This is a genomic window from Paenibacillus sp. PAMC21692 (genome assembly GCF_014303795.1).
Lineage (GTDB): Bacteria > Bacillota > Bacilli > Paenibacillales > Paenibacillaceae > Pristimantibacillus > Pristimantibacillus agaridevorans.
In genome coordinates this window covers 6,516,962-6,540,108 of record NZ_CP060293.1, presented here as the reverse complement: position 1 = coordinate 6,540,108, position 23,147 = coordinate 6,516,962, and the positions used below count along the sequence as shown (strand labels likewise).

21 protein-coding genes and 1 riboswitch are annotated in these 23,147 nt (G+C 52.1%); of the genes, 12 read left to right on the top strand and 9 right to left on the bottom strand.

What is annotated here, in order from left to right; translation table 11 throughout:
* The first annotated feature begins 343 nt into the window (after window positions 1-343).
* From H7F31_RS26655 to H7F31_RS26640, 4 genes are all read left to right on the top strand, one after another.
* Window positions 344-1,456 carry a sulfate ABC transporter substrate-binding protein gene (locus H7F31_RS26655; RefSeq protein WP_187101268.1) on the top strand — a complete coding sequence of 371 codons (1,113 nt, stop codon included), beginning with the start codon at window positions 344-346 and terminating at the stop codon, window positions 1,454-1,456.
* A 41-nt stretch (window positions 1,457-1,497) separates the two neighbouring features.
* Entirely contained in the window at window positions 1,498-2,331 is an 834-nt protein-coding gene (gene cysT, locus H7F31_RS26650; RefSeq protein ID WP_187101267.1) for a sulfate ABC transporter permease subunit CysT, read from the top strand.
* A 68-nt stretch (window positions 2,332-2,399) separates the two neighbouring features.
* Window positions 2,400-3,278, top strand: a complete 879-nt coding sequence (gene cysW / locus H7F31_RS26645) for a sulfate ABC transporter permease subunit CysW (RefSeq protein WP_187101266.1) — start codon at window positions 2,400-2,402, stop codon at window positions 3,276-3,278.
* A gap of 56 nt (window positions 3,279-3,334) precedes the next feature.
* The gene (locus tag H7F31_RS26640; RefSeq protein ID WP_187101265.1) at window positions 3,335-3,595 is read left to right on the top strand and encodes a YezD family protein; all 261 of its coding nucleotides are present in this window, start codon (window positions 3,335-3,337) and stop codon (window positions 3,593-3,595) included.
* 54 nt (window positions 3,596-3,649) lie between these two features.
* On the opposite strand, the gene ant(6) is transcribed toward H7F31_RS26640, so the two are convergent.
* Window positions 3,650-4,501 carry an aminoglycoside 6-adenylyltransferase gene (gene ant(6) / locus H7F31_RS26635; RefSeq protein WP_187101264.1) on the bottom strand — a complete coding sequence of 284 codons (852 nt, stop codon included), beginning with the start codon at window positions 4,499-4,501 and terminating at the stop codon, window positions 3,650-3,652.
* 100 nt (window positions 4,502-4,601) lie between these two features.
* Entirely contained in the window at window positions 4,602-4,748 is a 147-nt protein-coding gene (locus H7F31_RS26630) for a YqzM family protein (protein WP_087572379.1), read from the bottom strand.
* A gap of 193 nt (window positions 4,749-4,941) precedes the next feature.
* Here H7F31_RS26630 and uvrC point away from each other — a divergent pair, with 193 nt between their 5' ends.
* Window positions 4,942-6,792: an excinuclease ABC subunit UvrC gene (gene uvrC / locus H7F31_RS26625; RefSeq protein WP_187101263.1), complete on the top strand. Its 1,851-nt coding sequence runs from the start codon at window positions 4,942-4,944 to the stop codon at window positions 6,790-6,792.
* A 44-nt stretch (window positions 6,793-6,836) separates the two neighbouring features.
* Here uvrC and H7F31_RS26620 read toward each other — a convergent pair whose 3' ends face one another.
* Window positions 6,837-8,462 (bottom strand): CPBP family intramembrane glutamic endopeptidase, encoded by a 1,626-nt coding sequence (locus tag H7F31_RS26620; RefSeq protein WP_187101262.1) that lies wholly within the window; start codon window positions 8,460-8,462, stop codon window positions 6,837-6,839.
* A 145-nt stretch (window positions 8,463-8,607) separates the two neighbouring features.
* Complete coding sequence (locus H7F31_RS26615; RefSeq protein ID WP_087572382.1) at window positions 8,608-9,510, bottom strand: LysR family transcriptional regulator; 903 nt, start codon at window positions 9,508-9,510, stop codon at window positions 8,608-8,610.
* A 219-nt stretch (window positions 9,511-9,729) separates the two neighbouring features.
* On the opposite strand from H7F31_RS26615, the gene H7F31_RS26610 reads away from it, so the two are divergent.
* The 5 genes from H7F31_RS26610 to H7F31_RS26590 all read left to right on the top strand — a co-directional run bounded on the left by H7F31_RS26610 (window position 9,730) and on the right by H7F31_RS26590 (window position 15,394).
* A complete protein-coding gene (locus H7F31_RS26610; protein WP_087572383.1) occupies window positions 9,730-10,401 on the top strand; it encodes a succinate dehydrogenase cytochrome b558 subunit in 672 nt (223 codons plus the stop codon).
* A 25-nt stretch (window positions 10,402-10,426) separates the two neighbouring features.
* Window positions 10,427-12,181, top strand: a complete 1,755-nt coding sequence (sdhA, locus tag H7F31_RS26605; protein WP_187101261.1) for a succinate dehydrogenase flavoprotein subunit — start codon at window positions 10,427-10,429, stop codon at window positions 12,179-12,181.
* Between the two features lie 21 nt (window positions 12,182-12,202).
* Window positions 12,203-12,967, top strand: coding sequence for a succinate dehydrogenase iron-sulfur subunit (gene sdhB / locus H7F31_RS26600; protein ID WP_087572385.1), 765 nt, complete (start codon window positions 12,203-12,205; stop codon window positions 12,965-12,967).
* A 284-nt stretch (window positions 12,968-13,251) separates the two neighbouring features.
* Window positions 13,252-14,820 carry an MDR family MFS transporter gene (locus H7F31_RS26595; RefSeq protein ID WP_187101260.1) on the top strand — a complete coding sequence of 523 codons (1,569 nt, stop codon included), beginning with the start codon at window positions 13,252-13,254 and terminating at the stop codon, window positions 14,818-14,820.
* Window positions 14,821-14,824: 4 nt separating this feature from the next.
* Window positions 14,825-15,394: a PadR family transcriptional regulator gene (locus H7F31_RS26590; protein WP_187101259.1), complete on the top strand. Its 570-nt coding sequence runs from the start codon at window positions 14,825-14,827 to the stop codon at window positions 15,392-15,394.
* Between the two features lie 63 nt (window positions 15,395-15,457).
* Here the strand turns inward: H7F31_RS26590 and H7F31_RS26585 are convergent, their stop codons facing one another.
* From H7F31_RS26585 to corA, 4 genes are all read right to left on the bottom strand, one after another.
* Window positions 15,458-15,766, bottom strand: coding sequence for a winged helix-turn-helix transcriptional regulator (locus H7F31_RS26585; RefSeq protein WP_087572396.1), 309 nt, complete (start codon window positions 15,764-15,766; stop codon window positions 15,458-15,460).
* Window positions 15,767-16,094: 328 nt separating this feature from the next.
* The gene (locus H7F31_RS26580) at window positions 16,095-16,904 is read right to left on the bottom strand and encodes a histidinol-phosphatase (RefSeq protein ID WP_187101258.1); all 810 of its coding nucleotides are present in this window, start codon (window positions 16,902-16,904) and stop codon (window positions 16,095-16,097) included.
* 11 nt (window positions 16,905-16,915) lie between these two features.
* A complete protein-coding gene (locus tag H7F31_RS26575) occupies window positions 16,916-17,818 on the bottom strand; it encodes a LysR family transcriptional regulator (RefSeq protein ID WP_187101257.1) in 903 nt (300 codons plus the stop codon).
* A 304-nt stretch (window positions 17,819-18,122) separates the two neighbouring features.
* Window positions 18,123-19,058 (bottom strand): magnesium/cobalt transporter CorA, encoded by a 936-nt coding sequence (gene corA / locus H7F31_RS26570; RefSeq protein ID WP_187101256.1) that lies wholly within the window; start codon window positions 19,056-19,058, stop codon window positions 18,123-18,125.
* 421 nt (window positions 19,059-19,479) lie between these two features.
* Window positions 19,480-19,585, top strand: a riboswitch (SAM riboswitch).
* A gap of 87 nt (window positions 19,586-19,672) precedes the next feature.
* Between corA and metA the strand changes: the two genes are divergently transcribed.
* Window positions 19,673-20,590: a homoserine O-acetyltransferase MetA gene (metA, locus tag H7F31_RS26565; protein ID WP_187101255.1), complete on the top strand. Its 918-nt coding sequence runs from the start codon at window positions 19,673-19,675 to the stop codon at window positions 20,588-20,590.
* 138 nt (window positions 20,591-20,728) lie between these two features.
* A complete protein-coding gene (locus H7F31_RS26560; protein ID WP_187101254.1) occupies window positions 20,729-21,889 on the top strand; it encodes a PLP-dependent transferase in 1,161 nt (386 codons plus the stop codon).
* 615 nt (window positions 21,890-22,504) lie between these two features.
* Here the strand turns inward: H7F31_RS26560 and H7F31_RS26555 are convergent.
* Window positions 22,505-22,723 (bottom strand): hypothetical protein, encoded by a 219-nt coding sequence (locus H7F31_RS26555; protein ID WP_187101253.1) that lies wholly within the window; start codon window positions 22,721-22,723, stop codon window positions 22,505-22,507.
* Window positions 22,724-23,147: the final 424 nt, after the last annotated feature.

Genomic DNA, 23,147 nt, shown 5'->3' with positions numbered 1-23,147 from the left:
ATGAAGCACTTTCTTTTCGGTATCGTTGAAAAAGAAATTTTTCTCGGTTCGTTTAATGGAGGGGGAACGTCGAAAGGGACATGTTTGCACATTTTCTCATATTGGAATAAAGTCCGAAAATGTTATGTAAGCGATTCAAACCCTTATGTATCAAGGGATTTCGGAATTATAAGCATCTCTTATGAAGCTTGTATTTTTTGCAAATAAATGGTTGACAGTGTACGGAGACGGCTGGTAATATTCTTTCATAACCAACTAAACGGGTAGGAATAATGGATAAATGACCGGACGAACCGGAGTTTACACTTCCCTACGCAAACTAAATGAATAGGGGTGTTCGTCTATGAAAAACAAATTTTCGCGCGTCAGTTCTATCGTCCTTATCTTGGTCATTTCCACTTTACTTGCCGCATGCGGCGCACAAAACAATAAGGGGAACAGCGGGGCAAGCCCGTCGCCGACGGAATCTCCATCGAACGGAGCGACTGCAGCACCGGAAGCAAGCAAAGAACCTCTTCCTCCGGTTAAATTATTGAACGTATCCTACGATCCGACTCGTGAATTCTATGTGGAATACAACAAAGCATTCGCGGCGCATTGGCTGGCCGAAAAAAATCAAAAAGTCGAAATCGACCAATCGCATGGCGGTTCCGGCAAACAAGCAAGAGCGGTCATCGACGGTTTGAAAGCGGACGTTGTGACGCTGGCGCTGGGCTACGACATTGATGCGATCGTAGAAGAAGGAAAATTATTGGACGAAGAATGGCAGAAGCAATTCGATCTCAACAGCTCGCCGTACACATCGACGATCGTATTCCTCGTTCGCAAAGGCAATCCGAAAGGCATCAAAGAGTGGAGCGACTTGCTGAAGGAAGGCGTCGAGGTTATTACGCCGAACCCCAAGACATCCGGCGGCGCGCGCTGGAACTACCTCGCAGCCTGGGGTTATGCGCTGAAACAGAACAATAACGATGAAGCGGCAGCACAGCAATTCGTATCGGATCTGTTCAAGAATGTGCCGGTTCTGGATACCGGCGCTCGCGGTTCCACAACGACGTTTGTAGAACGCGGAATCGGCGACGTGCTGCTGGCATGGGAGAACGAAGCGTATCTGTCGATCAACGAGCTGGGTCCGGACAAATTCGACATTGTATATCCTTCGCTCAGCATTCTTGCGGAACCTCCCGTGGCGATCGTAGACAAAGTCGTTGACAATCACGGCACAAGGGAAGTGGCGGAAGCTTATCTGCAATACTTGTATTCGGAAGAGGGGCAGAAGCTGGCGGGCAAACACTACTACCGTCCGACGGATCCGGAGATCGCGAAGGAGTTTAGCGAGCAATTCCCAAGCCTTGAGCTGCTGACGATCGCCGATTTCGGAGGCTGGCAGGAAGCGCAGACGAAACATTTCTCCGACGGCGGCATCTTCGACCAAATTTATACGCCAGGTTCTTAAGGCATGAACGTTTTCTCTCATAAGATCGGAGCTGATTTCTCATGAAAGGTTCCAAAGCCCGCAGGGCGCTTCCAGGGTTCGGACTGTCGCTGGGCTTCACGCTCTTTTACATTAGTCTTATCGTTCTTATCCCGCTCGCGGCGGTATTCTTCAAGACGTTCGAGCTCTCCTGGGCTGAACTGTGGAACACGATTACGAATCCAAGGGTTCTGGCATCGTATCGGATCAGCTTTACGACGGCGCTGTGGGCGGGATTGATCAACGCGGTGTTCGGCCTTTTGGTCGCATGGGTGCTCGTGCGGTATCCGTTCCCGGGCAAAAAGTTTATCGACAGTCTCGTCGATATCCCGTTCGCTCTGCCGACGGCGGTAGCGGGCATCGCGCTCACTACGATTTACGCCAAAACGGGTTGGGTAGGATCGCTGCTTGAGCCGCTGGGCATCAAAGTCGCTTACACTCAGCTAGGCATCATTATCGCGCTTGTGTTCATCGGCTTGCCGTTTGTCGTCCGAACGGTTCAGCCGGTGCTCCAGGACCTGGAGAAGGAAACGGAGGAAGCGGCGGTTATGCTGGGCGCCTATAGACGGCGCACGTTCTTCAAAGTCGTGCTGCCTGAGCTTATGCCGGCGCTCCTGACCGGATTCGCTCTCGCCTTCGCGAGGGGAATCGGCGAATACGGCTCGGTCGTTTTCATCTCCGGCAACATGCCGATGAGGACGGAGATTGCTCCGCTTCTTATCATGACCAAGCTGGAGCAATACGACTACGCGGGCGCCACCGCCATCGCGGCGGTTATGCTGACCGTATCCTTTATCCTGCTGCTTATCATCAATCTGCTGCAATGGCGGATGAGCAGACGCGCCATACCGGATTAAGCTGTACGCCTGCGTGCAGTTATTGCTCGAACATCATTAAGAAATGAGATGCAAAGGAGCTGATTCGGGTGGCTGGCGCCATTACCGTCTATGGAAACAAAGAAACGGCCCAAAGGCCGAAACACATAACAGAACCCAAATATGTGCAGTGGATTCTGATCGCGATCGCGCTGCTATTTTTGGGACTCGTCGTCCTGCTGCCGCTCGTATCCGTCTTCGTGGAAGGTTTTAGAAAAGGCGCGGACTTGTATTTCAAAGGACTGACGGAGCCCGATACGCTTGCGGCGCTTAAGCTGACGCTTATCGTAGCCGCCATAGCGGTACCTCTAAATACGGTGTTCGGCGTTGCGGCGGCGTGGGCGATCAGCAAGTTCCAGTTCAAGGGGAAAAACTTCTTGATCACTCTGATCGATCTGCCGTTCGCGGTGTCTCCCGTTATTGCCGGCCTAATCTACGTGCTCATGTTCGGAGCGCAGGGTTATTTCGGTCCTTGGCTCGATGATCGCGGTATACAGATCGTATTCGCCGTACCGGGCATCGTGCTTGCCACCATTTTCGTGACTGTGCCTTTCGTCGCTAGAGAGCTAATACCGCTTATGCAGGCCCAAGGCGTACAGCAGGAAGAGGCGGCGGCAAGCCTGGGCGCGAAGGGAGGCTCCATCTTTTGGCGGGTGACGTTGCCGAATATTAAGTGGGGTTTGATCTACGGCATTATCCTCTGTAATGCCAGGGCAATGGGAGAGTTCGGAGCCGTCTCCGTCGTATCGGGACATATCCGGGGACAGACGAACACGCTGCCGCTGCATGTGGAGATTCTGTACAACGAGTATCAATTCTCCGCATCGTTCGCGGTCGCATCGCTGCTCGTCATGCTTGCCGTCATTACGCTGATCGTGAAAGGAATTGTCGAGTGGAAGTCGGGGGCATCGCATGCCGGCAACCATTAAAGTTGAATGTTAACGCCCAAATTGTGGCAGGAAAATCAATGATGGAGGGGATTGTAATGGCAAAGCCGCTTGAAGTGGATGAGGTGTGGCAAGAAAGAATCTTGGAGCAGGTAAACGGTCTCGAGTACGGTCAGGTGGTTATTACGGTCCATGACGGAAAAATCGTTCAGATCGACCGTACGGAGAGGAAAAGGTACGACGCTCCGGCTCCAAGGGGAACCGTTGCGGAAGCCGGCGGCCAGGATCAACTGGCTGCGGGAAACAGAACGCGCGGCAAATCCGGCAAGCCCGGCGAAACGTTAAGAGCCGTTCAATAGCATCATAACGCAAGCAAGCAAGCAAACACGCCTCCCCGGAGGCGTGTTTATTCGTTAGCGGCCTTGCAAGATTCGTTCCACATAAGTGCTTACGACGTTGTCGTAATTCGGATAAGGGTAGCCGAATCGCCTGGACAGCGTCGCGGAATATGACCGGAACAAGTCGAAGCAGCTATGCAAGGAACGCCGCACGCTCTCCGCATCGTCCAGCCGATAAGTCGATAAAAGAATATGCCAATGTTCGTTCGGGAGATAACGGTCGATGAACTTGTAGTTTTTCCCCACGCTGAATCCGTACCCGTGCTCCGCGCCGATTTCCCATGACATCATCCTCAGCAGGTTGGGACGGGCAATCTCGTTTAGATGGTCGATCGAGAACAGCAATTCCCCTCTTGCGAGCCCCTTTGCCACATAGGTCGAAACCATCCAAAATTCATTGCAGCAGTCGACAAACTCCCTTGCCGTCGGCTGGCGAAGCCAATATTGCCGGTCGGTTGCGGCTAGCCCGGGCGGACCTATCCCATCTTTGTCAAGCAGTATTTCCACTAACCCGTCGCTTTCCTCAAAATAACGATCTGCTTCGTTTACGGGTATTAGCGTCAGGTCTACTTTGTTGCCATCTTCCATCAGAATGATGTAGGAAAACCATGTGCCAAGCTCGGAGGGAAACAGCTCCATGGCTTCCGGCTTTTGCATCATGGAGCGCTTGCCGAAAGCATCCAGCCAGTCATCGCTGGATTTGTAAGCATCCATGTCCGTTACGAAATAAGAGATGTCGTAATCCTGGTAAACGTCCGGCGCGATGTTGACGTTCGTCCTGGAACCTTCCAGTACGGCCAGCCGAATGCGGGAATCGTTGCGGGCGAAATCGACGAAGATCTGCATCATCTCAAGCGTGGTTCGCATAAGCGCAGTTCAAGCCTCCTTAACTCTATATAAGGAAATAACGACAAGAGCCGTAACCGCCTGCATAGGCGGATACGGCTCCCCATGACGTCATCCGAAATTAGGAAATGACGAATTTCACAATAACGGCAACGGCGAAAACAACGACCATGAAACCAAGCATACCGCCGAATCCAAACACTACATCCATCAAATCGTCACGCGGTTCTTCATTAACATGCTCGCGCGGATCTCTGACATTTTCCATCCGTAACGTCCCCCTTCAAAGCTGCACGTCCCACTTATCGTCGTAAGACTCCGCTTATGACTACATACTGATAATAGTATACCCAAAACTTCGAATGATTGTAAAGGACATCCGCGACAATAATAACGCAAATTTGCCCGGAAATATGCTAAAATGTGTACAGGTGTTCGGTTGGCGGGAGGAGGATACAAGCATGGATATAACAGGAGAACAAAATTCGGTCAGGCCCGAGGCAGTATTGGAGGCCATTCGCAACAAGCTGGCGCTGTTGCCCGACAAACCCGGCTGTTACCTGATGAAGAACAGAGACGGCGTCATCATTTACGTAGGCAAGGCCAAGGTGCTAAAGAACAGGGTCCGCTCCTACTTTATCGGGAGCCATAACGGCAAGACGCAGCGGCTCGTATCCGAGATTTACGATTTCGAATTTATTATTACGGGCAGCAACATGGAGGCGCTCATTCTGGAGTGCAACCTGATCAAGCAGCATCATCCGCGTTATAACGTCCTGCTCAAGGACGACAAGACGTTTCCTTATATCAAAATTACGAACGAAGCGCACCCGAAGCTGGAAGTGACGAGGCGCATCGTTAAGGATAAAGGCAAATATTTTGGCCCATATCCCAATGCGTTCGCGGCCCAGCAGACCAAGAAGCTGCTGGATCGGCTGTATCCGCTTCGCAAATGCAAGACGCTTCCAGACAAAGTATGTCTGTACTACCATTTAGGGCAATGCATAGCCCCTTGCGAGTATAAAATCGAGAAGGCGACGTACGAAACGATGATCGGCGAGATTACACGCTTTTTGGGTGGCGGGCATGATGCCGTCAAAGAAGAGCTGCAGCGCAAGATGGCGGAGGCTGCGGAGGCGCTGGAATTCGAGCGCGCCAAAGAATACCGGGATCAGCTCATCGCAATAGAAGCGGTTATGGAAAAACAGAAAATTACGATGTCCGATTCCATGGACCGCGACATCTTTGGATATGCCGTGGACAAAGGCTGGATGGCTGTTCAGATTTTGTACATGCGCAATGGCAAGCTGATCGAGCGGCATGGTACGACCTTCCCTTATTATGGGGAAGAATACGACGATTTTATGACGTTCGTTACGCAATATTACAGCGACAATCCCGCATTGCCGAAGCAAATTCTGCTGCCGCTGCCGCCGGAGACCGACAAGGAGGGAGAGGAACTGGTTATCTCCTCCCTGGGAAGCTGGCTGAAGGTGAAAGTGCTTATGCCGCAGCGGGGCAAGAAAAGCGAAGTCGTGGGCATGGCTCAGGACAACGCGCGTATGAGTCTCGACGAGAAATTCCGGCTTATTGAACGCGACGAGGAGCGAAGCGTCAAGGCGTCCCAATCGCTTGGCGGTTGGCTTGGCCTGGATGAGATTCGCCGGATCGAAGCGTTCGATAACTCCAACATTCAAGGGACGAATCCCGTCTCCGCGATGGTTGTGTTTACGGACGGCAAGCCGGACCGCAAGGAGTACCGCAAATACAAGGTAAAGACCGTCGTCGGCTCGGACGATTACGAGACGATGCGGGAGGTAATTCGACGCAGGTACGAACGAGTGCTTAAGGAAGGGTTAACGCAGCCGGATCTCATTGTAGTGGACGGCGGCAAGGGGCAGATCTCGGCGGCGCTAGACGTGCTGGAAAACGAACTGGGTTTGTACATCCCCGTATGCGGCCTTGTAAAGGATGCCAAACATAAGACGGCGCAGCTGATGACGGGAGATCCCGCAGAGATTGTGCCGCTGCCCCGCGACAGCCAGGAATTTTACCTACTGCAGCGGATTCAGGACGAAGTGCATCGATTCGCGATTACGTTCCACCGCGAGCAGCGCGCGAAGTCCATGGTCGAGTCGCGTTTGGACGCCATCCCGGGCATCGGGGAGAAACGCAGGAAGCAGCTTCTAAAGCACTTTGGCTCGCTCAAAAAAATAAAAGAGGCCTCAGTCGAAGACTTCAGGCCTCTCTCGATCGGCGACAAGCTCGCCGGAGACATTATTGCGGCTCTAAGGGACGAACCGTCGACATAATCGGCGGATTCGTCCTTTTTTTGAATTTCTCGGAAAGAAACGCGCTACTCCGCCAAAGGACGAGGTAGACTTTTCGCCTTGCGCCGCCTATCCCAGTACCGCAGCACGTAAGCGATCAATACCGGCAGCAGAACAAAGAAGATCGCGGATGTTATATTCGCCGCCCCGCCCACCATGATGAGCGAGCTGCCGACGGCTATGCTGTTGAAGATGGCATGCGTGAACATCGCCGTAATAAAGCCGTAACGGACGAAAATAAAGCTGAACAGAAGTCCGACGACCATAAGCTCGAACAGGCGGGTCGTGGAAGGGTAGAACGGATACAGGACATGCCCCAGCGACCAGAACAAAGTCGGAAGTATCGCAGCCGCGAACGTGTTTCGGAACCACTTGCGGAACAGGCCGATGCCAAAGAATCGGAACACGGCTTCTTCGGATATTGCCGCAGCCCAGGCCAGCACGGGCATAAGCCAGAGCACGCTGAAGTTGTAGGGAGACATCGTGACGTCGCTTGTGCCCCATGTCCCGATGAGAACCTCCAGCAAACGGAAAAGGAGCGGCTGTATGCCGAGCAGAATAATCGCGAACAAGTAAGACAATCCCATGCTCTTCCATACGTAGTCGCCATAACCCGGCTGGCCGAGTCGCGGCCAAAGCTGCCGTCCTTGCGCCTTCCATAGTCCGTCGCCGGCGACGATGGACAGATAAACGGAAGCCGCCATCGGGATGGAGACGAGCACGGTAATGACCATTGTGACCAGCAGGATGCTGTCATCGAACGGCGCTTCGCCTTGTGACGCGATTAATCCGTCAATGACGCCTACATTCATAATCACGTAAGCAATGGTAAAGATGATGGTAAGCACCCAGCCATATTTGAACGAGGTGAATTTGCGGTACAGAATGGCGTATACGATTGCCAGTATGCCGAGAATGACGCTCATCAGCGCGTAGCCGATCCCCGTCAGCCAGCCGGCAAGTTTATCTTGGCCGCTCACATAAGACTTATAGCTTGCCGGAACTTCGAAGGTTGGTTTATATTTCGTGATGATCGGCTCTCCGTCGACGGACTGCACCTTAAACGACACGTGTAGATCGGCTTCGCCTACGATGGAAGGATCGCCGCTCGCCGTTAAGCTCCATTCGCCTTTATTGTTTAAGGTTAAGTCGGATGGGGGGCTCCCCGGCAATGGTTTGTTTTGCAAATACTGTTGCAGCAACTCGCGTTGCTCCTGTTCGGCAACGGTATCGCCATCCCTGAGATTAAAATTCCAGGCGACTACACTGCCGGTGTACATATTGAGATACACAAACCCGGAACCCTTACGATCCTCGAAACGCAAGTTAACCTGGAACGTGTCGGTCGGGAAGTTGACGCCGTATTCTTTTTCGAATTTCTGAGACAGCTTTTCTTTGGACAGATAACCGCTAAACAGCTTATCGGATTGATGGACGGCCTTTTCGTCGCGAACAACATAACCGGAGGACTCTTCGGCGAACGAGACCGCCCTCTCGAGCACGATTTCCTTATCGACAACCTTGCCTCCGTAGGGATGATCCTGGACCGAGACGATCATAGGGACGATTTCCAGCAGCGTAAACAGGATTCCGCATATAATAGCGGCGATTCCGTAACGCTTCCACTCTTTGCGAGTAATCATTTCAGTCATGCTTCACCTCTGGTAGGATTATGATTCCATTCTTTCATTACCATATCATATCTATGGGCATTAGTTCCAACGACGCACGTTCCTGTCGATCTCATCATAAGATTGGCGGCAGACGCCTTATGAACCTTCACTCATATGGAAATAACTAAATGGAAGGATGCTGGGCGTATACGGCCGAGATTTCGTTAATGCACAGCTTGACCGACGGACTTAGTACGCCGGGATCGACATGGATGAGCGAGGTTGTCCGCTTCGCCTCCTCCAGCTCCCTGATTGGCATGACGATCAGATCGTTATCCTCCAGCAGCTGCTGCCTCATGTACGACTTCGGAAGCAGAGTAGCAGCGCGGCAAGTATGGAGGAGCCGAAGGATCGCTTCGAACGAATCGATTTCCATGCGTACATCCGGGGATATCCGGTGGGATTCGAACAGCTCATCCGTTAATATACGATACCAGGTGCCTTTCGAGAACAGAATCATGGGCAATCCGTTTAAATCATCCATGCCGAGCTCGCCTTTGTCCGTGATGACATGATTGCGGGGGAGCACGAGCAGCAGATGATCGTCGAATAGCGAGACGCAGCGAATGGATGGATCGTCGATTCGCGAAGCGACGATTCCGATATCGACCTTATGTTCGCGGACGTAGGACACAATCTCGTGAGTCTTGCCGGTAATGGCTTTAATGTCGAATTCGGGATGCGTGGATGTCAGCCGCTGGATCAGGTCCGGCAGCGTCGTCTGCAAGGTGGTCAAGCTTGCGCCGATCGTTAGCGAGGTTCGGCCCGTCGCCGTATATTCGGACACGTTGTGCAGATAAGTGCGGTGAAGCTGCTGCAGCTCCAGCGCGTATTCGTACGTCAGCTGTCCGATTCGAGTTAATTCGAGCCGCTTGCCGATGCGGCGGAAAAGCTTGGCTCCGATCTCATCCTCCATCTTGGCTATCTTGCGGGAGAGCGCGGGCTGCGACAAATTGAGCTGCGCGGATGCTTTGTTCATGCTGGAATGCTCCACGATGACACGGAACACGTCTATTTCTTCGTACACGCGTAAGGCCCCCTTTGAGGAATACCTCTTATGTCGTTAGGTTATAAGAGTTTATAATAAATATGCAATTCCATTATAAGTTGAAAAGGAGTAGGATGGAAGTGTGGCAAATGTGTGTCGACTTTTGTTGACGGGGGTACGAGCGGGCGTTACAATGTAGAATGGTTTGTTTAAGTAAGAGTTCAACAACCTCTTAAAGTTTTGAAAGGAGAAGGAAACATGAAAGGAAATTCGTATTTCTCGCGCAAGCTGCACTCGCTACTCGGCATCATTCCGCTGGGCGGGTTCATTGTTGTGCACGGACTCACGAATTATCAAGCGTTCGAGCGTGGACCGGAGGGCTTTGACAAAGGCGTTACACTGATCAACAGCTTGCCTTTGCTGCCGTTGCTTGAGATATTCGTGATCTATCTACCGTTGTTGTTCCATGGTATCTACGGTTTGTACGTTGCCTACCAGTCGAACTCCAACACGGGACGTTTCAAGTATGGCCGCAACTGGGCGTTCACGGCTCAGCGCGTAACGGGCGTGATCACGTTTGTATTCGTTTTCTGGCACGTCTATCAGACCCGCATGCAAGTGTATCTCGGCAATATCACGCACGAGGAGCTTGGCTCCACCATGAATAAGATTGCAACGGATCCTACTTATTTCGTGCTGTATCTGATCGGCGTTCTTGCTGCCGTATTCCACTTCAGCAACGGCCTGTGGGCATTTCTGATCAGCTGGGGCATTACGATCGGACCGAAGGCGCAGCGCATTTCTTCCTACATTTGCATGGGCGTGTTCGTAGTCGTATCTGCCCTGTTCATTCTTTCGCTGGTAGCGTTCATGGGCGACGAGTTCAAAGAAGCTGCTAATGCGGCTCTGACATGGACGAATATCGGTTAGTATCGAAGACAAGGAGCGAAGCGTAATGGCAAAAAATAAAATCATCGTTGTCGGCGGCGGCCTGGCCGGCTTGATGGCAACGATCAAAGCGGCGGAAGCGGGCATTCACGTAGACCTGTTCTCCCTTGTGCCGGTCAAGCGTTCCCACTCCGTGTGCGCGCAAGGCGGCATTAACGGCGCCGTTAACACCAAGGGCGAAGGCGACTCTCCATGGGAGCACTTCGACGATACCGTATACGGCGGCGACTTTCTGGCGAACCAGCCTCCCGTTAAGGCGATGTGCGAAGCAGCGCCCGGCATTATCCACTTGATGGACCGGATGGGCGTTATGTTTAGCCGAACATCCGAAGGCCTTCTCGATTTCCGTCGCTTCGGCGGCACGCAATATCACCGTACGGCATTTGCCGGTGCTACAACGGGACAACAGCTGCTCTACGCGCTCGACGAGCAAGTGCGCCGCTGGGAAGCCGCGGGACTGGTCAACAAGTTCGAACACTTCGAGTTCCTCGGCGCCGTGCTTGACGACGATGGCGTATGCCGCGGCGTATCCGCTCAGGACCTCCGTTCGATGGATATTGTAACGGTACGCGCAGACGCGGTTATTCTCGCATCCGGCGGTCCGGGCATCATCTTTGGCAAGACGACGAACTCCGTTATCAACACGGGTACGGCCGCAAGTGCCGTCTATCAACAAGGCGTCAAGTATGCGAACGGCGAATTCATCCAAATTCACCCTACGGCTATTCCCGGCGACGACAAGCTTCGTCTCATGTCGGAATCCGCGCGCGGCGAAGGCGGACGGATCTGGACGTATAAGGACGGCAAACCTTGGTATTTCCTTGAAGACAAATATCCGGCGTACGGCAACCTGGTACCGCGCGATATCGCGACTCGCGAAATTTTCTCGGTTTGCGTAGATCAGAAGCTCGGCATTAACGGCGAGAACATGGTCTATCTGGATCTGTCTCACAAGGATCCGAAGGAGCTGGACGTAAAGCTGGGCGGCATCATCGAAATTTACGAGAAGTTTATGGGCGACGACCCGCGCAAAATTCCGATGAAGATCTTCCCTGCGGTTCACTACTCCATGGGTGGCATGTGGGTCGACTACAACCAAATGACGAACATTCCCGGTCTGTTCGCAGCCGGCGAGTGCGACTATCAATACCACGGCGCGAACCGTCTCGGCGCGAACTCCTTGTTGTCCGCGATCTTTGGCGGCATGGTGGCCGGACCGAAAGCGGTGGAATACATCAAAGGCCTCAAGAAATCGGCTGAAGACATTTCCTCTTCCGTATTCGATCGGGACACGAAACTTCATGCCGACAAGTACAATCGCATTCTCGGCATGAGCGGCACGGAGAACGCATATGTCATCCACAAAGAGCTGGGCGAATGGATGACGAACAATATGACGGTTGTTCGCTTCAACGACAAGCTGGAAGCGACGATCGGCAAAATCAAGGAACTCAAGCAGCGCTACCAGAACATCAACATTAACGATACGGCGCAATGGAACAACGCGGGCGTGGCGTTTACGCGTCAGCTGTGGAATATGATCGAGCTGTCCGAAGCGATGACGCTTGGAGCGCTTATGCGGAACGAAAGCCGCGGAGCCCATTACAAGCCGGACTTCCCGGACCGCGACGACGATCAGTTCATGAAGTCCACGATCGCAGACTGGACGCCGGACGGACCGAAGATCTCCTACGAGGACATTGACGTCAGCCTGATTGCACCGCGCAAACGCGACTATTCGACCGATAAGAAAAAAGACTGATAAGAAGAAAGGAGAATAACGATGGCCGAAACGACTGTAGCATCCAAAACCGTCAAGTTTATTATTTCCCGCCAGGATACGCCGGAATCCAAGCCGTACACGCAAGAGTTCGAGCTGCCATATCGCCCGAACATGAACGTCATCAGCGGCTTGATGGAGATTCAACGTAATCCTACGACTGCGGACGGCGTCAAAACTTCGCCGGTATGCTGGGAATCCAACTGTCTGGAAGAAGTGTGCGGCGCTTGCTCCATGGTCATCAACGGCAAACCGCGCCAAGCGTGCAGCGCCTTGATCGATCAGCTGGAACAGCCCGTTCGTCTGGAGCCTATGCGCACGTTCCCGGTTGTACGAGACCTCGTCATCAACCGTGAACGTATGTTCAACGCCTTGAAGAAGGTAAAAGCATGGATTCCGATCGACGGAACGTACGATCTGGGTCCCGGTCCGCGTATGGCGGAATCGAAGCGCCAATGGGCGTACGAGCTGTCGAAGTGCATGACTTGCGGCGTCTGCCTGGAGTCTTGCCCGAACGTCAATGATCGGAACAGCTTTATCGGTCCGGCAGCCATCTCGCAGGTTCGACTGTTCAACGCTCACCCGACGGGCGAGATGAACAAGCACGAACGTTTGGACGCGTTGATGACGGACGGAGGCATCGAAGGCTGCGGCAACTCGCAGAACTGCGTGCGCTCCTGTCCGAAGGGCATCCCGCTTACGACTTCCATCGCGGCGATGAACAAAGACACCACGACGCATCTCTTTAAGAAATGGCTCGGCATGTAATCCAGCCTTCATACAAAAGCGGCGCTCTCGTAAGGAGCTGCCGAATCACAAGCCTCGCATGCGGATACCCGCTGCGGGGCTTTTTTGGATGAAACGATTCCTCTATTTGATATTGATAACTATTATCAATTATTGATTTCATCATAATAAAAACCGACCCTGTTGTCAATCGGGAACCGAAGGTTTACAAACTGTTTACTCAAATTTGAGGTTGAAAACAACTCGAATTTGAGTATAATTACGAAAGGATAAACAAGAGATAACGATGAAAGAAAGGTGAGAGGATGGACGCAAACAAAAGCAATACGAAACTGGTCGTAGCCGGCCTGATGTTAGGCCTGTTCATGGCGTCGCTGGACCAGACGATCGTCTCGACCGCGATGGCGACGATTATCAAGCAGCTAGGTGGCTTTGAATATTTTATATGGGTCTATTCGGCTTATATGATCGCGATGGTCGTGGCGACGCCGATCTTCGGAAAGTTGTCGGATATGTACGGGCGGCGCAAGTTCTTCCTGCTTGGCCTGGGACTGTTCGTGGCAGGCTCCATTCTGTGCGGAATGGCGGTAAACATGGAGCAGCTCATTATTTTCCGCGCGATTCAAGGGATCGGCGGCGGAGCGGTCATGCCGATCGTGTTTACGATTATTTTCGAGATGTTCCCCGCGGAGAAACGCGGCAAAATGATGGGGTTATTCGGCGCCGTGTTTGGCATATCGAGCGTATTCGGTCCCATTATGGGCGGGGCGATAACGGATAACTTCAGCTGGCGCTGGATTTTCTACATTAACGTGCCTATCGGCCTGCTTGCGTTCGCATTTATACTTAAGGCGTACCACGAAACCAAATCCACGAAGAAACAGCATATCGACTGGGCGGGAGCGATCCTGCTCACCGTATCCATTCTGCTGCTCATGTTCGGACTGGAGCTCGGAGGGACGGAAGGCTGGGCTTGGGGATCGTTGCAAACGATCGGATTGTTCGCGGGCGCTGGCGTGTTGCTTGCGCTGTTCCTGTACGCGGAGACCAAGGCGAAGGATCCCATCGTCAACCTTGGCTTGTTCGGAAGGCGGGTATTTACCAGCAGCATGATGATCAGCTTGCTCTATGGCGGTGTCATGATCGCAGGGGCGACGTATATCCCGATCTTTATTCAAGGGGTCTTTAACAAGTCTGCTACGGAAACAAGCACCGTCCTGATTCCGATGATGCTGGCGGTCGTCTTGAGCAGCCAGATCGGCGGGCGCGTGGCGGACAAATTCAAGTTTCGCAACGTGATGGTCATCTCCGGCTTGACGCTTCTCGCAGGCACGTTGTTGCTCGGGTACGGAATGGATGCAGGAACGAGCAGAGGCGTTATCACCATGTATATGATCGTCGTAGGTCTGGGCATGGGCGTTTCTTTCTCGCTGCTCAATATATCGGCGTTAAGCTCCGTGCCGCCGCAATCTAAAGGATCTGCAACCTCCCTGATTACCTTCTTCCGGACGATCGGCTCTGCTCTTGGCATCACCGTATTCGGCGTTATCCAGAAGTTGAGCTTCCAATCGGGTTTGCAAGAGGTGCCGAATATTAGCCCCGAGATCGCCGAACAGATCAAAGGCGGTCAAGCGCTGCTGGATCCTGTGGTTCAGAGCCAGATGGGGCTTAGCCAAGAGATCGTGGCCTCCTTGCTTGGCAAGCTCGCCGATTCCATCGTCCATGTGTTCCAATGGTCTGTTATTTTGCCTTTCGCCGCGCTGGTATTCGCGATTTTAATGGGAAGCGCCAGGTCGCAAGCCGCGCCGTCTCCATCCACATCCGGCCAAGAGGGCGGCGGACGTCCGCCGAAACCATCGCTGCGCAGAGGGTAAGGGCATGTCGGTAAAGCTGCTCGTGCTGGGACTAATGATGGAACGGGATCGTCATCCCTACGATATTCGACAGACGATCAAAGCGCGGAATTGGCATGTCACCTTTAACGTGCGCGACGGATCGTTGTATTATGCCGTCGACCAGTTATGCGAAGAGGGCAATATCGAAGCGGTGGAGATCGTGCAAGCTCCCGGCCAAAACAGACCGGACAAAACGATTTACCGTATTACCGCCAAAGGCCGTGAGACTCTGGTGAAGCTGCTTAACAAGCAGTTGGGGGAGACGGCCTTCCCGCAGCATCCAGTACTCTCGGCACTGCCGTTTATACGGCACAGCGATCATACAGAAGCGCTTCGTTGCTTGGAGACGCAGCTGGGGGCGTGTAAAGAAAGAATTTCGATGATGGAGGCCGTTCAGCAGCTCAAGGCCGGGGCGCTGCCGCGCGGTTCTGTCCATCTGCTTCGAGGTATTCTGAAGTTAAGTCTGGCCGAGAAGGAATGGCTGGAGGAGGTTATTGCAGAGGCCAAGAATGGCAGGCTATTCGAGCCGAAGCCTCCAAGCCCGGATTCCTGACCGGAATAAAAACGAAAAAACCGCCGGGGACATTGTCCTTGGCGGTTAAAGCGTACAAAGAATTTACATCCATTGCTCGCCCCAAGCTTGAATCGATTCGATGACGGGCTGCAGGTCGCGACCCTTGGCCGTCAGCTCGTATTCGATCCTTACCGGCATCTCCGGATACACATGGCGGTTTACGATGCCAAGCGTTTCCAGCTCTTTCATTCGATCGGTCAACATTTTATCGCTCATCTCGGGAATTTGCTCTTTCATGTCCTTGAATCGTTTTGGACCGCCCAGCAATACCCGTATAATTCGTCCTGTCCACTTCTTGCCTAACAAATCGGCCGCTGCTTCGTATCTTGGGCACATTGTCGAATAATCCACCGAAATCACCCCGCTTTTTGTAACTCCTATTGTATCATATATACGAACAAAAAGTAAGTGCCATCAAATTCCGCCGCCGTTAGCGGTCCATAACGATGGCAGGATCCACGCTTCCGAATTTGTTACACAATTGAAATGTTGCTGTGACACGCCCATTACATGCCGGGGGTATTATAGTTGCAAGACCCCCTTTTCATATATCAATTTGGACCTGCCGCTGGCGGGTCCGCTTTTTTTTGCCCATATGCGAGCCATCCCATGCTCGCGAATAAGCCGAATGCACAAGGCAATGCCCTTGCATCCGGCTTGTTAATCGTCCATTCCTTTATTAAAGAGGAACCGCGACGGGCTTGCGTTTTCTGTAGAACAGCCACTGCTTGAAACCGATCTCCTTCAGCCGCTTTGCCACAAGATCCCATTCGTCGCCGACCCGGCTTGGTACGTGAGCATCGGAGCCGAACGTTACGCCTACGCCGAAGTGCAGCGCACGCTCCAGGATTTCGTCGGAAGGGTACCATCCGCCGACATCCTTGGTGCTGCCCGATGTATTGATCTCGATGGATACGCCGCATTCTCCGATCGTTCGCAAGCAATCATCGATGGCATCGTGAGCGGGGATATGGGAGAAGTCGGGGTAATATCCCTTCATTGCGTCAATATGGCCCAAAATGTCGAACATGCCGCTTCGGGCGGATTGGCTGATCAGCTCGTAATAGCTTGTTTTTTCCTCGACGTGCTTGGACTGGCGGAGGTTGTTCCAGCGATTGCGGTTGAAGATGCTGACGCCGCCGACCTGATGTACCGAGCCGATCAAGTAGTCGAAGGGGACTCCGTCGTACGCTCTTCGATAATCGTCCGCGAATTCCGGGAAGAAGTCAGATTCCATCCCGAGCAGCACTTCGATCCGCCCCTCGTATTTATGCTTGAGCCGCAGCACTTCGTCCACATAATTCGCGAAGTCGCTTCGGGCCATTGCAATGCCGGGAGACGGCTGGTCTTCTTCGTGATAGAAGTAAGGAGAATGATCCGATATGCCGATTACCTGCAAGCCGGCGTCGATGCCGGCCAGAATATAGTCCTCGATATTGCCGTCTGCGTGTCCGCATCTAATATGATGGGTATGTAGATCGAATTTCACGGATATCACTCCTACTCGCTGCTGATGAATTGATGTTCCGGCATGCCTCTCAGATCGCTCAGGAATTGCATCATGGCGGTATTTAAATATTTGCCCGACTTGTAGACGACGCCTACCGGATGGGTTGTCTCGAGCTCGTGAACCTTGATGAGCTTGAGCGTGCCGCGCTTCAGTTCCGACGGGATGGACAGCTTCGATACGATCGCGGCGCCGAGATCGATCTCGACCATTCGCTTGATCTCTTCGCTGCTCGACAGCTCCATGACAATGTTGGGCACGATGTTGTACTTACGGAAGATTGCATCAACGAACCGCCGTCCGAGCGTATCCGGCGCCAGCATAATCATAGGTATGTCCTTAAGCTTGTCGACCGTTGTATGAGTTAGAGTGCTCATGGGATGATCAGGCGATACGACTAGCTCGAAAGTGTCGTAATAAAGAACGGAGGAAGCAATACTTGGCGTTTTCTCCGTCAGATAAGTAATTCCTACGTCAACGGATCCGTTCTCCACGCTGGCCATAACCTGTGAGGAAGGCATTGTATGAATGGTTGTCTTGATCTGCGGATATTGGTTCTGGAAGTACGATAAGACGCGTGGCAATATTTGAATGGCGATGGATGATGTGGTGCCTAACGTAATATGGCCCTGAGGCGTCTGATTGAGATCATCGAGCTTCTGTTTAAGCTCCTCGACGATGTCCAGTATGCGCTCGGCATGCTCCAGGAATACTTGTCCGTGATCCGTAAGCGTTACGGGCTGATTACGGTCGATCAAAATCGTCTTGAATTCGTCCTCCAGACTTTTGATTTGCGCTGATACTGCAGGCTGAGTCAAATTAAGCAGTTCCCCTGCCTTGCGAAAGCTCATTGTCTTGGATATGGTTAGCAAGGTTTCCAGCTGACTCATGTTCATGTCCAGTTGATTCCCCCTTTCGACATTGCCGAATGTCACTGGGCATAATTATCTATTATAACTTACAACCGCAGATTTCGGCAAAAGGGGAAATGATCCTTAAACCAAGGTGAAACGTCCGTCGTTATCCTTGGCGGTGGCGCAGTTCGTTTAATTTCGGACAAAAATGAGAAAACCTCTATCGAGGCCTTTCGACGATGAGCGACCGCGTTCACAGGAAGGTTTTATCGCCAATAAGAAATCCGTTTTCGAGGACCGAAAACTTATATTCTTATGTGGTAAAAAAGCTCCAGCAGCAGCGCTGCTAGAGCCATTCTTTTTTGCGGAAGATGAAGTACATGCTGCATCCCAGCAGAAGCATAATGCCGAGAAGGACATAGGCGCCGTAACGATAATGGATGCCCGGTATCGCGTCGAAGTTCATCCCGTAGATGCCCGTCAGGAAAGTAAGCGGCATAAAGATGGTCGTAATCGCGGTGAACACGCGCATGATCTCGTTCGCCCTGCTGGATAGACTGGATTGATACGCCTCTCGCAAGTTGCCCATCAGGTCGCGGTAGGTTTCGAACGACTCCGCGATCTTTAGCGAATTCTCGTACACGTCGCTGAAGTACTTCTGCAGTTGATCGTCGATCAGCTTCAATTCCTTCTTGTTGAGCGTAAAGATGACCTCGCGCTGAGGGCCCAGCACCTTCTTTACCCAAAGGATTTCGCCGCGCAGACCGATGATTTCGTTAAGATGCGATTTCTTGGTATGCATCAAAATATCTTCCTCTAACGTTTCGATCCGGGTATCGATCCGGTCCCCGACGGAGAAATAGCTGTCGACGACAAGGTCGACCAGATAATAAAGGAATTGGTCGGGGCGGCAGACCTCCTGCTCCCACAGAATCGGCTTTACGGTACGGAGCTCGTTGATCTTCTGCTTCGTGACGGTAATGATGTAATGCCGGCCCAGGAAGATGTTGAGCGCGCGCAGAAAAATTTCTTCATCGTCGAATCGGATGCTATTAATAACGATAAAATAATGAGCTTCGTATATTTCGATCTTGGGACGCTGCTCCTCTTCCTGCAGGCAATCCTCTACAGCGAGGTCGTGCATGCCGAACAGAGGCTGCAGAACGGCAAGATCCTCCACGTCGGCGTCGATCCAGAAAAATCCTTCTGAAGGCGCGACGAGCGTTTCTTCAATATTGTCGACGGTTGTGAACACGCCGTTTTTTACATGTCTGATTTTCATCGTCTGTTACTCCTCTCGTGTGGCAGGAGACAGGCTGGCGCCCAGGAGAAGGGAGCGGCGCTTCGTTAAGCCTTACATTCCGGGTTGCATAAGATCGAAGTCGGAGCGTATGGGTAATCGAAGGGACATTGCTTCGCTTGGAGATCCAACCGGCTCCATGCCGGGATTCGGTTCGGGCTCTGGTCTATCGCCTTCCATAATCGCCATTCACTCCTTTATTTTGTCGAATGCGGGTCCAATCCTTGTCTAGTATACTCCGGCGGGAAGACAACATTCAAGGATTAATAATGCCTTAACAATAGCGCCTATGCCGGGGGAAGACATACCGAATACCAGCATATGCAAAAGAGGCTCTTGACGGGAATAACGGAATGCATTAAAGTGTAAGTTAATTAAGCAAGCAACAATTGAATAGACTACTTTCTTATCAAGAGCAGGCGGAGGGACCAGCCCGATGAAGCCCGGCAACCGGCGTAATAGCACGGTGCTAATTCTTGCGGAGACTTAATGTTTCTGAGAGATGAGAAAGGGAGACGGCTTCTTTACCGAGCAGACGACCTTTTCTCACGCAGAAGGGGTCTTTTTTGTTGCTCGCACACCAAGGAGGAATCAATATGCCGATTAAAGTGCCGGATCACTTGCCAGCAAAGGAAATACTAAACAACGAGAACATCTTCGTCATGGACGAGAGCGTGGCTTACCACCAGGATATTCGTCCACTTCGAATCGCGATATTGAACCTCATGCCGACAAAGGAAACGACAGAGACGCAGCTGCTTCGCCTAATCGGCAACACGCCGCTTCAAGTCGAGGTCGTGCTTCTCCATCCCCGTACGCATACTTCGAAGAACACGTCGGCAGAGCATCTGCAGTCGTTCTACAAAACGTTCGACGAAATTGCGCATTATTATTTCGACGGCATGATCATCACGGGCGCTCCGGTAGAGCATCTGCCGTTCGAGGAAGTGAACTACTGGGAAGAATTAAAGGAAATCATGGAGTGGACCAAAACCCATGTCACATCGACATTTCATATCTGTTGGGCCTCGCAGGCGGGCTTGTACCATCACTTCGGAGTGCCGAAGTACAATCTGGATGCCAAAATATTCGGCGTCTTCCCGCACACCGTCGAGAAACGCAACGTGTCGCTGTTACGAGGGTTTGACGAACTGTTCTACGTTCCGCAATCGCGCCATACGGAGGTTCGCCGCGAAGATATCGAAGCCGTCGAGAAGCTGGAGATTCTGTCGGAATCCGAGGAGTCCGGCATCTATATCGTCGCTTCGCGCGACGGCCGCCAAATCTTCGTAACGGGTCACTCCGAATACGATCCGGATTCGCTCAAATTCGAATACGATCGCGACGTGGCAAAGGGCATGGACATCGAGCTGCCGCGCAATTATTTCCCGGGCGATAATCCGGAACGGGTGCCTTTGTCGACATGGAGGGCTCACGCGAATCTTCTCTTCTCCAACTGGTTGAACTATTACGTATACCAGCAGACGCCTTACGAGCTGGGCGCGGGCATCTAAGAAGAAGATCCTTCTTTTTGGCGATAAAAACAACCTTGCTTCCGAAGCGGCTTAGCTTTGCAAAGCTAAGCCGCTCATCTCAGAGAGGCTGGGGTAGAGGTATCTTAATTCGATATGTAAGGGAGTTGCGAGGTACAGATGAAAATCGAAAGTCAATTGGCGCAAATCGGCTCCATCAAGGAGCCTGTAACGGGAGCGGTCAGCTATCCCGTCTATCAATCCACAGCATTTCGCCATCCGCAATTGGGGCAAAGCACGGGCTTCGACTATTCCCGCACGAAAAACCCAACTCGTTCGGTGCTGGAGGAAGCGGCAGCTCAGCTGGAATCCGGAGATGCAGCATTCGCCTGCAGCTCCGGCATGGCGGCTTTGCAGACGATCTTCGCTTACTTTAGTCAGGGCGATCATCTGATCGTATCCCTAGACCTGTATGGCGGAACGTACCGCCTTCTCGAGAGGGTTATGAAGCGATTTGGCGTCACGGCATCCTATGTCGATACGAACGATATCGACGGCATGTCTTCTCTGCAGCAAGAAAACACGAAGGCGGTCTTGATCGAGACGCCGACCAATCCGCTCATGATGATTACGGATCTAGAGCGCGTGTGCGGCTGGGCGAAGTCAAAAGGGCTGTTGACCATTGTGGACAATACGCTGCTAACGCCTTACTTGCAACGCCCAATCGAGCTTGGCGCTGACATCGTCATACATAGCGCGACCAAATATCTCGGCGGACATAACGACGTTTTGGCCGGACTGATCGTGACGAAAGGCGAGGAGCTGTCGAAGGAGATGGCCATTCTGCACAACTCCATCGGAGCCGTACTGGGACCGCAGGATTCCTGGCTGCTTATGAGAGGCATGAAGACGCTCGCTCTGCGGATGGAGCGCCATCAATTCAATGCGACGAAAATTTCTGAATATCTGATGGAGCACCCGGCTATCGAGGAAGTGTATTATCCGGCATTGAAGCATCATCCCGGACATGACGTTCAAAATCGCCAGTCCTCCGGCAACACCGGCATCTTCTCGTTCCGTCTGAAGGATGCCCGTTATGTCGAGCCGATCCTTCGCCATATCAAGCTGATCGCGTTCGCCGAGAGCCTGGGCGGCGTGGAATCGCTGATGACGTACCCGGCTATGCAGACGCATGCGGACATTCCCGAAGAAATTCGCAAGGCTGTCGGCGTTGACGACAGACTCCTTCGTTTCTCCGTCGGCATCGAACACGTCGAGGATCTCATTGCCGATCTGTCGCAGGCGCTCGACGCGGCGAAGCTGGAGATCGAGGAGCAATAGAGGAGCGAAAGTGGAGCCACAGAGGAGTAATAGGCGCAACAGAGGAGCAACAACGGAGTAACAAAGGAGCCACAGTGTAGCCACAGAGTAGCAATAGTGGAAGCCAAAGTGGAGCTGCAGAGGAGCAATAGTGGGCAATAGAGAGCCATAATGGAGCAAGTGCAAGATATGAGCTACAAGACAAGCTCATTTATATGAACAACAAGTAGATGCAGCCGCCCTTCCGGGCGGCTTTTGTTATCGTTAAGGAAATGATGCAACTTTTCGGAAGTGGATAACGAACGGTATTACAACCATAGAATATGGACTGGTTCATAATCTAAAGGACCCATAGAGGCTGCCGATTCATTGTGAGTAACTGAGCTGAAACGTTCTGCTTTCGCTAACGGACCTCAGGAGGCTGTCTATTCATTGTGCAAAGGTGAAATTGCGGGCAAGTGTCCGGCAAGAAATGAACGGGAGCAACTGTAACGGAAATGAAAGGCGTTATTTCAGCAAAAGCAGTACTTCGCAAATCTAACGGAACTGACAACCCTTATAATGGGCAAAAGTCCTCGGTTTGCCTGGTTTTCTCACGAATAACGTCGCAGAGTTCCGTTAGATTTTAAAATCACGCTAAAAGATCCAAATAAGGGCCCTCACTTCCGTTAACACGTTGGCGATGATGAATTGCAGCTTCTTTTCCAGTTTTACACACAATGAATCGACGGCCTCCTCAGAGCCTTTATTTGCAGCATTTTCGCGATATTGAAAATCTCTGATAACGTTATTTGATGCATTTCCGCCCATTCTATGCGGTTTTGACGGAAGTAAGGTTGTCTTGTCCGTTACCATTTGATCAGGCCCCATTTTTGCGAAATAGCGACTGTGGTGTCCGATTTAAGCCTATTCTTAACTGCGCTCCCGTCCACAATAATTGACAGTTTCCCATATAACACGATTAGCCCGTTTTACGCAAGGATCAAATTCTAACGGACATGAGCGCCGCTATATGGCCGAAATATAACTAAAAGTTGCTCGGATAGTACAAATAGGGGCGCGTGTGCCCGTTAGATTTTCAAAAGCCTAAAAAAATGAAAGATATCGTCATACATGTCCGTAACGCAATGAGCGAATGGACGTTTTAGGGTTTTGAATCACCTTTCTGAGTTTCAGTGAAACGACTTGACGTATGGGGAGCGGTCAAGCTAGCCTGATAATAGACGCAAGTTAGCAATGATGAGGTTGGCAGAAAAACGAACCGATTTTCGAGAAGAAT

Bases quoted from the DNA above. Each gene is read 5' to 3' on its own strand.
- H7F31_RS26655 (WP_187101268.1), top strand. From the start codon at position 344: ATGAAAAACAAATTTTCGCGCGTCAGTTCTATCGTCCTTATCTTGGTC.
- cysT (WP_187101267.1), top strand. From the start codon at position 1,498: ATGAAAGGTTCCAAAGCCCGCAGGGCGCTTCCAGGGTTCGGACTGTCG.
- H7F31_RS26640 (WP_187101265.1), top strand. From the start codon at position 3,335: ATGGCAAAGCCGCTTGAAGTGGATGAGGTGTGGCAAGAAAGAATCTTG.
- H7F31_RS26630 (WP_087572379.1), bottom strand. From the start codon at position 4,748: ATGGAAAATGTCAGAGATCCGCGCGAGCATGTTAATGAAGAACCGCGT.
- uvrC (WP_187101263.1), top strand. From the start codon at position 4,942: ATGGATATAACAGGAGAACAAAATTCGGTCAGGCCCGAGGCAGTATTG.
- H7F31_RS26620 (WP_187101262.1), bottom strand. From the start codon at position 8,462: ATGACTGAAATGATTACTCGCAAAGAGTGGAAGCGTTACGGAATCGCC.
- H7F31_RS26610 (WP_087572383.1), top strand. From the start codon at position 9,730: ATGAAAGGAAATTCGTATTTCTCGCGCAAGCTGCACTCGCTACTCGGC.
- sdhA (WP_187101261.1), top strand. From the start codon at position 10,427: ATGGCAAAAAATAAAATCATCGTTGTCGGCGGCGGCCTGGCCGGCTTG.
- sdhB (WP_087572385.1), top strand. From the start codon at position 12,203: ATGGCCGAAACGACTGTAGCATCCAAAACCGTCAAGTTTATTATTTCC.
- H7F31_RS26595 (WP_187101260.1), top strand. From the start codon at position 13,252: ATGGACGCAAACAAAAGCAATACGAAACTGGTCGTAGCCGGCCTGATG.
- H7F31_RS26590 (WP_187101259.1), top strand. From the start codon at position 14,825: ATGTCGGTAAAGCTGCTCGTGCTGGGACTAATGATGGAACGGGATCGT.
- H7F31_RS26575 (WP_187101257.1), bottom strand. From the start codon at position 17,818: ATGAACATGAGTCAGCTGGAAACCTTGCTAACCATATCCAAGACAATG.
- corA (WP_187101256.1), bottom strand. From the start codon at position 19,058: ATGAAAATCAGACATGTAAAAAACGGCGTGTTCACAACCGTCGACAAT.
- metA (WP_187101255.1), top strand. From the start codon at position 19,673: ATGCCGATTAAAGTGCCGGATCACTTGCCAGCAAAGGAAATACTAAAC.
- H7F31_RS26560 (WP_187101254.1), top strand. From the start codon at position 20,729: ATGAAAATCGAAAGTCAATTGGCGCAAATCGGCTCCATCAAGGAGCCT.
- H7F31_RS26555 (WP_187101253.1), bottom strand. From the start codon at position 22,723: ATGGTAACGGACAAGACAACCTTACTTCCGTCAAAACCGCATAGAATG.